Origin of the sequence: Pilosibacter fragilis, assembly GCF_032490495.1 — a bacterium.
GTDB lineage: Bacteria > Bacillota > Clostridia > Lachnospirales > Lachnospiraceae > Pilosibacter > Pilosibacter fragilis.
The window spans coordinates 36,147-46,769 of sequence record NZ_JAVYJB010000021.1 but is presented as its reverse complement, the minus strand read 5'-3'; the positions used below and the strand labels follow the sequence as shown (position 1 = coordinate 46,769).

The 10,623-nt window shown below is 46.4% G+C and carries 8 protein-coding genes and 2 pseudogenes; 7 read left to right on the top strand and 3 right to left on the bottom strand.

Annotated features, from left to right (window positions below; all coding sequences use genetic code 11):
• Positions 1-190: 190 nt before the first annotated feature.
• Positions 191-481 carry an IS66 family transposase gene (locus tag ABCW45_RS15405; RefSeq protein ID WP_117515933.1) on the bottom strand — a complete coding sequence of 97 codons (291 nt, stop codon included), beginning with the start codon at positions 479-481 and terminating at the stop codon, positions 191-193.
• A 185-nt stretch (positions 482-666) separates the two neighbouring features.
• Between ABCW45_RS15405 and ABCW45_RS15400 the strand changes: the two genes are divergently transcribed.
• The 6 genes and pseudogenes from ABCW45_RS15400 to ABCW45_RS15380 all read left to right on the top strand — a co-directional run bounded on the left by ABCW45_RS15400 (position 667) and on the right by ABCW45_RS15380 (position 6,061).
• On the top strand, positions 667-1,920 hold the full coding sequence (locus ABCW45_RS15400; protein ID WP_343221133.1) for an ATP-binding protein: 1,254 nt from the start codon (positions 667-669) through the stop codon (positions 1,918-1,920).
• 396 nt (positions 1,921-2,316) lie between these two features.
• On the top strand, positions 2,317-2,808 hold the full coding sequence (locus ABCW45_RS15395) for a low molecular weight protein-tyrosine-phosphatase (protein WP_015552606.1): 492 nt from the start codon (positions 2,317-2,319) through the stop codon (positions 2,806-2,808).
• 114 nt (positions 2,809-2,922) lie between these two features.
• Positions 2,923-3,249: pseudogene (gene tnpA / locus ABCW45_RS17955) on the top strand (IS200/IS605 family transposase); the annotation flags it as partial.
• 111 nt (positions 3,250-3,360) lie between these two features.
• Positions 3,361-3,423, top strand: a pseudogene (locus tag ABCW45_RS15390) (IS200/IS605 family transposase); the annotation flags it as partial.
• A 50-nt stretch (positions 3,424-3,473) separates the two neighbouring features.
• Positions 3,474-4,577, top strand: coding sequence for an IS200/IS605 family element RNA-guided endonuclease TnpB (gene tnpB, locus ABCW45_RS15385; RefSeq protein ID WP_343221132.1), 1,104 nt, complete (start codon positions 3,474-3,476; stop codon positions 4,575-4,577).
• Between the two features lie 224 nt (positions 4,578-4,801).
• The gene (locus ABCW45_RS15380; RefSeq protein WP_343221131.1) at positions 4,802-6,061 is read left to right on the top strand and encodes an FAD-dependent oxidoreductase; all 1,260 of its coding nucleotides are present in this window, start codon (positions 4,802-4,804) and stop codon (positions 6,059-6,061) included.
• Positions 6,062-6,184: 123 nt separating this feature from the next.
• Here ABCW45_RS15380 and ABCW45_RS15375 read toward each other — a convergent pair whose 3' ends face one another.
• Together ABCW45_RS15375 and ABCW45_RS15370 are read right to left on the bottom strand one after the other, a co-directional pair.
• On the bottom strand, positions 6,185-7,216 hold the full coding sequence (locus tag ABCW45_RS15375; RefSeq protein WP_343221130.1) for a L,D-transpeptidase family protein: 1,032 nt from the start codon (positions 7,214-7,216) through the stop codon (positions 6,185-6,187).
• A gap of 170 nt (positions 7,217-7,386) precedes the next feature.
• Positions 7,387-8,865, bottom strand: a complete 1,479-nt coding sequence (locus tag ABCW45_RS15370; RefSeq protein ID WP_425518617.1) for a DUF1846 domain-containing protein — start codon at positions 8,863-8,865, stop codon at positions 7,387-7,389.
• Positions 8,866-9,271: 406 nt separating this feature from the next.
• On the opposite strand from ABCW45_RS15370, the gene ABCW45_RS15365 reads away from it, so the two are divergent.
• The gene (locus tag ABCW45_RS15365; protein WP_343221129.1) at positions 9,272-10,615 is read left to right on the top strand and encodes a putative glycoside hydrolase; all 1,344 of its coding nucleotides are present in this window, start codon (positions 9,272-9,274) and stop codon (positions 10,613-10,615) included.
• Positions 10,616-10,623 lie beyond the last annotated feature (8 nt).

Here is a 10,623-nt window from a genome sequence, read left to right as displayed (position 1 = left end):
GCACGGACTTCGTGGGTACACTGATCCATAGTCTTTAGTCCTCCTTGAAAAAATCTATTGGTTTTCTCAAGTATGCACTAAAAATGGTTTTAGTGAAAGGCGAGTGGTTTGACCTTTACCTTGCTACGCTGATTGTACTACATTTTAGTCAATATAGGAAGATAGAAACGGATAATTGCGGAAGAATCCCTCAATCCGGACAAGTGGTGTAAAAGTACCCGTAATATTCAGCTTTTTCCAGCTTGCTTCTTTTTACAGGATTGAGTTGTTCCAACCATGCATAAAAGCTTTCCCATACCGGCATTTCTGTTTCCTGACGTCTGTCTTTTCTCTCTTCCGGAGTAAGGTCACGGAACTGCTTTTCCAAAAAGAAAAGCTTGTTGCAGTATGCCAGACCAACTTCAGCCGGGATCATGCTGGGGATTTCCTCTTTCTTAGGAAGAAGCGGCTCTTTGATTTCTTCCTCGGAATTGATATCCAACAGCTTCAGCTTTTTCCGACGCTCCGCTTGGCATCCTCGCCGTTCAGAGACGAGAGTTAATTATCGAGGAAGTTTACATTATGAATATAAGACAATCAAAAAAACAATCGTAAAAAAATACGATTGCCTTTTTGCGTATTTCTGCATATAATATATTCAATAAGAACGAAATGGAGGCGATTGATATGCGTGAAACAAGAATAGTGGAGTTCAAGGAAACGATTACGGACACATTTTTAAAAACAGTCAGTGCCTTTTCAAATTATGATGGCGGAACCATTCTTTTTGGTGTAGATGATGATGGAAATATAAAAGGTTTGCCGGATGTCAAGCAAGCTTGTCTGGATATTGAAAATAAAATCAATGACAGCATTACACCGCAGCCGGACTATACGCTTGAAATACAGAATAATGACCAGACGATAAAACTTACTGTGAAAAGTGGACTTCAGAAGCCGTATCTATATAAATCAAAAGCCTACAAGCGGAATGATACAGCAACGATAGAAGTAGACACTCTGGAGTTTTCAAGGCTGGTATTGGATGGAAAGAACATTCGATTTGAAGAATTGCCTTGCAAAGATCAGGAACTGTCCTTTGAAATTTTACATCGTAAACTGAAAGAAACTGTACGGATTGAAAATTTTGATAAGGATACGCTGAAAACATTAAACTTATATGACGATGTAAATGGATTCAATAATGCGGCAGGAATTTTGGCAGATAAAAATCATTTCCCCGGAATTGATATTGTCAAATTCGGAGAAAATATCAGTATCATTCAAAAGAGATCAACCTTTGAAAATGTATCGGTTTTAGAGGTATATGAAAAGGCAATCGAGGTATTCAGAGACTATTATCAATACGAAGTAATACAAGGTGCCGATCGAAAGAAAATGGAGAAAATACCGGAAGCTGCTTTTCGAGAAGCAATCGCCAATGCTCTGATTCATAGAGTATGGGATGTGGATTCACAAATCAGAGTTTCGATGTTTGATGATCGAATCGAAATTGTTTCTCCTGGTGGATTACCGTCTGGAATCACAGAGGAAGAATATCTGTTTGGAAAGCTTTCTGTTTTAAGAAATAGAAATCTTGCCAATGTATTTTATAGATTAGGATTCGTAGAGATATTTGGAACGGGAATTACAAGAATAAAACAACTCTATGCGGAAGCTTTGATAAAACCGGATTTTGAAGTTTCGGAAAATGCTATAAAAATTGTGCTTCCGATATTTGAAAAAAATGCTGATCTGACAGAAGATGAAATTGTAGTTTATAAGCTTTTGAGCAAGACGATGCTGAAGCCGATCAGCGAAGTTGCACCGTATGTACCTTTTGGTAAATCAAAGACAACAAAGATACTGAAAGGTATGTGCGAAAAAGGTGTGATCACAGTGGAAGGAAAAGGCAAGGGTACAAAATATATCATTAGTTAAGTCATAGATTCCTGAAACAATGTTTCGGAAATTCAAAGAAAGCAACAGGTTCATTCGCATTAGGTTCCTGCACAAATTATGTGGGGATTGAACTTCTGGATAATTTGCAGCGGAACTTATGTGTTTACAAAATGGTGAATGATTGGAGGGAAGAACATATTGATGGAACACGTCAAAAAATTCAAGATAAAGAGTGTAAGCCACAAATTGAAATTAAAAATTCTTAGTAGTGATCTAACCCCATTTTACTACCAAATTTACTACTAACAGGTAGTAACAACTTGCTCAATCTTGCTCTGATTTGCCACAATCTGTAATTTCAGAGCATATCACAATAACCCCGGAAACCCTTGCTAAAACAGGGCATTCCGGGGCAAAACAAGGAGAAACAAAACAATGATAAAAATACTATTTATCTGCCTCGGCAACATCTGCCGAAGCCCGCTCGCCGAGTTCTACTTTAAAGACCTCGTGGCAAAACACAACCTTTCCGCTGAATTTTATATCGAATCCGCGGCGACCTCCTATGAGGAGACCGGAAATCCGGTACATCCAGGAACGCGAAAGAAGCTGGCGGCGGCAGGCATCTCCTGCGCGGGAAAGACCGCGAGATGTATGGAGAGGGAGGATTACCGGAAATTCGATTATCTGATCGGGATGGATCAGGCGAATATCCGGAATATAACGCAGATCGCGGGCGGTGATCCCGAGAAGAAGATCTATAAGATGCTGGAATTTGCCGGGGATGGCTGGAAGGAGCTTAAAGCCGGAAAGCGGAACCCGGATAAGGTGCCGGATGTGGCGGATCCGTGGTATACCGGGAATTTTGATGATACCTGGCGGGATGTGACAGCCGGGTGTCAGGGACTTTTAAAATTTCTGTTATAGTTGTGCAAATATTTCGACTTGAAATAGGGCTACCGCAATCCCGCTGGCTTTAGACGGTGGGTTAAGGTAGCCGGAAGTGGAGGTTTGTGCTATACTTGCGTTATGGGAACGTGAAAATCAAAAAACAGACACAAATATTTGTTACAGTATCATATTATTTTCGTATGCAAGTATAGAAAGAAATTGCTGATGTCAAAACAAATATCAGATGATATAAAGCAGTTTTCTTATGAGATATGTCAAAAGCATAAAGTCATTATCAGATATATGGAGGCAGATAAAGATCATATTCATTACATGATAGAAACAGAACCAACAATGTCTATCAGTAAAATAGTAAATCTGATGAAGAGTTATACAACCTATCATATTTGGAAAAGATATCCGGATTATCTACGAAAACATTTCTGGAAAGAACATAACTATTCAGTGCCTTCATAGTTACGAGCAAAAATCCATTCCAGATCAGCTTCGCTGATGGGATTTTTGCTTTCTGGCCTATGTGTTCTTACGGTCAGCGCAGCATGTGTGCAGACCTACTGAATAGTTACGAAAGAACATACTTTTTGGACGGACGGACATTTTGTCTGCAGTGTAGGAAATGTATCAGAATAGATATTGAGAAAATATATAGAAAATCAAGGGTAGAAAGGTGGCGACAGTGGGTGTTAAAAGCATATAAATACAGGATATATCCTAATAGCGAACAAAGAATTCAGATTGCAAAAACATTTGGCTGTTGCCGTTTTGTTTACAATCAGACATTGGCATATCGGAAAGAAATATACGAGAAAGAGAAAAAGGCAGTTAGTAAAACGGATTGTAATAATTACTGTAACAGAGAATTAAAGAAAGACTATGAATGGTTAAAAGCAATAGATAAATTTGCTCTGACCAACGCAATCTATAACATGGACGCCGCATATCAAAAATTCTTTAAGGAACATGCGGGATATCCGAAATTCAAGAGCAAACACGATAACCATAAATCATACACAACAAACTTCACAAATGGAAATATTGCGGTAGATTTTGAGACAGGGAAGATAAAATTGCCAAAATTAAAAGCGGTAAAAGCAAGGTTACACAGGGAATATCGTGGGCAGATTAAGTCAGCGACCGTTTCGCAGGTTTCCAGTGGAAAATACTATGTGTCCATACTTGTAGAAACGGAGCATAAGGAACTGGCACATACAAATCATAACATAGGAATCGATTTAGGAATTAAAGATTTATGTATTACTTCCGATGGGAAGGTATATGGGAATCTAAAAATTATAAAAAAATACGAGAAACAGCTTGTAAAGCTGCAAAGGCAACTGTCACATAAAGGAAAGAGAAGCAAGAACTATTATAAAACAAAGAAAAAGATAGCATTATGCCATGAGAAAATAAGGAATATAAGAAAAGATTATCTACATAAAGTTTCACATGAGATTATCAGCGAAAACCAAGTGATAGTTTCAGAGAATTTACAGATAAAAAACATGGTAAAAAATCATCATCTGGCAAAAGCCATAAGTGATGTATCATGGTATGAGCTGACAAGACAGTTAGAGTATAAGGCAAAATGGAATGGCAGGAAATACATCAAAATAGATACATTTTATGCCAGTAGTCAATTATGTTCTGTTTGCGGGTATCAGAATCCAGATACAAAAGATTTGTCAGTGAGGACATGGATATGTCCGAAATGCGGAGCAGAACATGACAGGGATATCAATGCCGCGAAAAATATACTGACAGAAGGATTAAGACAAATAGCATAAAGAAATATATAGGGCAGGGACTGCCCAAATTAACGCCTGTGGAGATAGTAGGTTACGAGGTCGATGAATCAGGAAGCCCATTAGCTTAAGACAATGGGTAGTTCACCCTGGTCAGATAAGCCACACCTTTTTCCGATCGTGAATCATCGTAAATTCATGTCGGCGGGAGTAGTGGCTCTGACTTGATTGACAACATGTGCTTACAAAAAGGAGTGAATCTTGATATGGAGCGTTCCTATCAATATGATATAGTAGTTGTTGGCGGCGGTACTGCAGGTGTGGCCGCGGCAGTCGGAGCAGCGAAGGCGGGAGCGAAAACGCTTTTGGTGGAGCGGAATGCTTATCTCGGCGGAGAGGCGGCGAACTCAGGGGTTAATTGCTTCTGTGGATTTTATACATGCGGATCGGATCCGGTGCGGGTGGTGAAAGGGATCGGGCAGCTTGTGCTGGATGAGATGAGGGCACTTGGGCCGACGATCGCCGAGGAGATTTCCGCATCCGGGAACCGGGATATTATCTTTCAGCCGGAGTATCTGAAATGTGCACTGGACAACCTGTTGGAGAAGGAGCATGTGGATTATTTTTTACATACGGTGCTGATTGGCGCAGAGACTGTGGAGAATGAGATCCGGACGATTCAGTGTGCGGATGATGAGGGTCTGTTTACCGTTTCGGCAAAGGCATTCGTGGATGCAACCGGAGACGCAAATCTGTCCAGACTTGCTGGTGCGAAGCTCATATGGGGAACCGATGGCGGACATCCGCAGGCAGCGACGCTGACTTTCCGGCTGAGCGGTGTGGCAGCGGATGTGGATCTGTCACCGGCGGCGGTTGAGCGGGCAGTGGTGAGAGCGAAGGCAGAAGGAATCAGAAACCTTACCAGAGAAAAAGGATTTATTCTCAAAATGGAAAATTCTGGGATCGTCCATGTACTTCTTCCGAGCATTATTCCGGAAGGACTTTCAGCGGAAGAGATGACACGGATGGAGAGGGAGACGAGGAAACAGGTGCTCGGGTATATCCAGGCGTTGAGAACTTATATGCCGGGAATGGAGCACAGTGAGCTGGCGGTGATCGGACCATCGATCGGTTTTCGGGAGACGAGAAAGCTGGTGGGAAAGGAGACGATCACGGCGGACGACGTGATCTCCGGGAGAAAGCGCCCGGACGGTGTGGCCCGGGGCGGATGGAAACCGGAGATTCACAGGGATGTCAACAAGATGGCGACTTATATGGAAGTGAAGTCGGGAAGCTATTTTGACATTCCTCTCGGGGCACTTCAGTCGGAGAATGTGAAAAATCTGTTTGGGGCAGGGAGAATGATCTCGGCGGATGAGGCGGCATTTGCGGCTGTGCGTGTTATGGGAACATGCTTTGCGACCGGGCATGCAGCAGGCGTCGGGGCGGCGTGTCTGGCGGTGGATGAAAGAGCGGAGATCGAGCATGTCAGGGAAATATTGAAGGAGCAGAATGCTTTGGTATAAATATTCAGAAATTGCAGTGAAATAATATGGCAGCCGTTCTATTGGTGGAAAAGAGAACTAAGCAATTGAAGCAGTTGAAATACAAAAAGGACCTGCGAACGTCAGGTCCTTTTTGTAAATAGTTTATCCGATCTCCGGATCCGTAGGATCCCAATCCTGACCTTCCGGAATCTTCTCGGCTTCCGGTCTGTCAAACGGTGCTGGAAGATTGTCGCCTACGGTGACGACAGTGCCGGACGGGCAGTGGTCGTAGATCCATTTGCAGTCGGCAACGGTCATGCGGATGCAGCCGTGGGAGGCAGGAGCGCCGAGTTTGTTGTATTCCTCAGCGGTAATGTTGTGAATGCTTGTGGTCTTTCCCGGGACGCTGTGGAAGAGGATGCTGGTGTTGCCGAGTCTTGTACAATATTGACCGTATGTGGACTCGACGAGGGCATGCCATCGGTATTTGCGTGTGGTTTTAAAGGTTCCCGTTGGAGTCTGGGAATTTTCTTTCCCCGGGGAACAGATAAAGGTCCGGTAAGGAATGATATATCCGTTTCCATCGTCCGGGGCATATACGGTTACCTGGCAGCGGGCACGGTCCACAACGATCTGGAAGGACTGTGCGGAGAGGATGCCCTCAAGGTTCTGAACCAGTGTGCAGGCATTCTCATCGAAGTAAAATTTGTATCCGTCAATATACTGCCATCCCTTGACGGCATGACCCGCAGCGTCGAAATAGTACCAGCTTCCGTTCGAGCTTCTCCAGGCGTTCGCAGCGAGCTCGCCGCCCTCGTCGCGGTAGATAAGCCTGCCTTCCTGTTCATGAAGTCCGGTTGGAAGGTCCTGCACCGGCGTTTCACGTTTCTGTACCTGTCCACTTACGGTCCAGAATCCGTCGGAATTTACCTGGAAACCGTCCGGTGTTCTTGTGTCCGCCATCATAAAGCCGTTTTTATCGAAATAATAGCATTCCTCCAAGCCGTCCTGATCCCCGTCGATCCAGTACCAGCCGTCGGCGGCGCTTGTATTGTCATCGGTACAGTATTTCCACTGGTTCGGTCCGCCCGCGTTGGACCATGTTCCGGCATAGGCGATAGCCGGATTCGCGAGCATGACCGCAAAAACAGTGCTGAGGCCTGCGTAAAGTGCATTTCTTGATTTCTGATTCATGATCTGATTCTCCAAAGTTTTCTTCCCACCTATTGTAGGTACATTCTGTCGAAAAGGCAATCATTTTTTTCGACAAACTTTGCGTTTCAACAGAGTGTCGGACGAAAAAAGAACCGCTCGTCTGTCGCAGGACATCCTACTGGCAGACGGCGGTCTTTGCAATCTAGGAATTACCCAATTTTCTTATCTTCCTGCACCGGCTCACAGGTAAGTCCGATGCCGAGCTTCTTAAAGACATTCTTATCCACATTGGACAGCATAACTGTTGTGTGTACCTGGCAGCCGCGGAGCTTCGGGAGCTGTTCTAAAGCGATCCTTGCGTTCTCGTCGGTAGCAGCACAGGTGGAGAGGGCGATGAGCACCTCATCGGTGTGCAGTCTCGGGTTGCCGCTGCCGAGGTAACGGACCTTTAATTCCTGGATCGGAGCGATGGACTCCGGGGAGATCAGGTCGATGGAGTGGTCGATTCCGCCCAGCTCCTTCACTGCGTTTAAGAGAACGGCAGCGGAAGCGCCGAGGAGCTCCTTTGTCTTACCGAGAACGATCTTTCCGTCCGGGAGTTCCAGGGCAGCAGCCGGGGCATCTGTCTCTTTCGCAAGATTTACAGCGGCAGGAACAACGACGCGGTCCTTCGGGGAGATTTTTGCCTGCTTCATGATCAGTTCGATCTTGTATGCCTCGTTCTGGCAGGAATCATCTTTTACGACCTTCTCAAGAGCCTGGTAGTAGCGGCGGATGATCTCCTGGCAGGAAGCCTCGCGGCATGCCTCGTCATCGAAGATGCAGAGACCGGCCATGTTGACACCCATATCGGTCGGGGATTTGTACGGGCATTCGCCGAAGATTCCCTCAAAGATGGCGCTGAGCACAGGATAGATTTCAACGTCGCGGTTGTAGTTGACGGTGGTCTTTCCGTAAGCCTCGAGATGGAACGGGTCGATCATGTTCACATCGTTCAAGTCTGCAGTTGCGGCCTCGTAAGCTAAGTTTACCGGGTGCTTTAACGGCAGGTTCCAGATCGGGAATGTCTCGAATTTCGCGTATCCGGCCTTTACGCCGCGCTTATTTTCGTGGTACAGCTGGGAAAGGCAGGTCGCCATCTTTCCGCTTCCCGGCCCCGGAGCTGTAACGACAACGAGTGGACGTGTCGTCTCGATATAGTCATTCTTTCCGTAACCTTCATCGCTGACGATAAGCGGAATGTTGCTCGGATAGCCGTCGATCTCATAGTGGCGGTATACCTTAAGGCCAAGCTTCTCCAGCTTGTGTTTGAACTGCTGGATCGCCGGTGTGTCAACGTAGCGGGTAATTACGACACTGCTGACATAGAGTCTGCGGTCGGTGAATACATGGATCAGGCGCAGTACATCCAGATCGTATGTAATGCCCAGATCGTAGCGGACCTTGTTCTTTGTGATATCAGCGGCATTGATGGCGATGACGATCTCTGCCTGGTCAGCCAGCTGCATGAGCATGCGGAGCTTGCTGTCCGGCTCGAAGCCCGGAAGTACACGGGATGCATGGTAATCATCGTACAGTTTGCCGCCAAATTCCAGATATAATTTATCGCCGAATTTGCTGATCCTCTCGCGGATATGGTCAGACTGCATGGCGAGGTATTTGTCGTTGTCGAAACCCTGCTTGATCATTTGTTTTTCTCCTCTTAATAGTCATATTAAATGAAAATGAGCCGGTCTGGAGTTTCCAGGAAAGACATCCGGCTGAAACAGCTGTGGGGCAGACATCCGGATCATTTTCAAAAAGTTTTCGTACCTGCGGCTTTTGGCAGCCGTTCGTACCTATCTATCTATTATCCATCAAAAACCTCATTTTGAACAGTAGTTTTTTAATTTTTCTTTCCCAAATCCATATACTTATGATATTATGGTGGTAACTTGAGTTCTTATCTCCTGGCAGATGATGAAATAAACTGCAGGAAAACTTAATGGCAGTAGTGACGGAGAAAAATCAGTATTCCCTGTTGACAAGGAATCAATAAATGTGCCAGTCTCCGTGAAATTACTGACTGTGGATTGAAATAAAGGATGAGCGAACATGAAAAAAATGCTATTTGCGTTCTCCATGGCGGGTCTGTTCCTGTTATCGGCATGCAGCAGACCGGCGGCGGAGGAGACTGAGACAGCAGGGACAACAGCTGCGGCGGAGAGCACCCAGGAGACCAGCGGTGTCCTGGTGATCGAGGATGCCGGGGAAGATAAAAATAAGACGATCTCCGTGCGGATCGTTGACTCCTCGAACCCGGCGCTTCCGGGGCGCGAGGCGAAGAAGGTCCGCGGCATCTACATTACGGGGCCGGTGGCCGGAAATGAGGAAGTCTTAAACGGTGTTCTGGACGGGGCCCTGACTGCGGGAATCAACGCGGTGGTCATAGACTTTAAGGAGGATCAGGGACGGATCACATGTCCGGTGGATGCGGCGACAGTGAACGAGATCGGTGCCAGTATCCCGTATGTACGGGACATGAAAAGCCTGATCGAGAGCCTCAAGAAGAAGGATCTCTATGTGATCGCGCGAGTCGCGGCCTTCAGGGATTCCTATCTCGCGGAGAAGAAACCGGAGTGGAGCCTGAAACTGCCGGACGGCAGCCTGTACCAGGACCGCCAGGGAATGTACTGGGTGGATCCGTACCGCCAGGAGGTCTGGGATTATCTTCTGGAAGTCGGAACAGAGGCAAAAGATCTCGGCTTTGATGAGGTCCAGCTCGACTATCTGAGATTCCCGAACGAGGCGTCGGCAGGTCAGGTCGTCTACGACGAAGCAGTGATCCGGGGGCGTTCCAAGACGGATACGATCCTGGAGTGTACCAATTATTTATATGAAAATCTCGCGTCCCAGGGACTTTTCGTCTCTGCGGATGTGTTCGGCACGATCATCGGAAGCGGCGTGGATTCCACTGCCGTCGGACAGAATTATACGGAGATGGCGAAGATTCTCGACTATATCTGCCCGATGATCTACCCGTCCCACTACAGCTCTGGAAACTTCGGGCTGGAACACCCGGATACGGAACCGTATAAAACGATCTTCGGGGCGCTTCAGAAGTCTGGAAAGGTCCTGCTGGATGCGTCTAGAGCCGACAACCATGAGAGCCGCCAGGCGATCGTCCGCCCGTGGCTTCAGGACTTCACAGCCACATATCTCGGGGAAGGAAATTATATCACCTACGGTGATGCTGAGGTCGCGGAGGAAGTCCGCGCCGTCCAGGATGCAGGATACGAGGAGTGGATGCTGTGGAGCGCGGTGAATAAGTACCATTTAGAGGGACTTTCCGGGGACGGAAGCAGCGCAGCGGCAGCGGAAGTTTCGGGCGAAGGCGAAGCCGGTTCGGATGGTGGAGAAACATCTGCCGAGACAGAGCCCGAAACAGCTCAACAGTAAAAATGGAG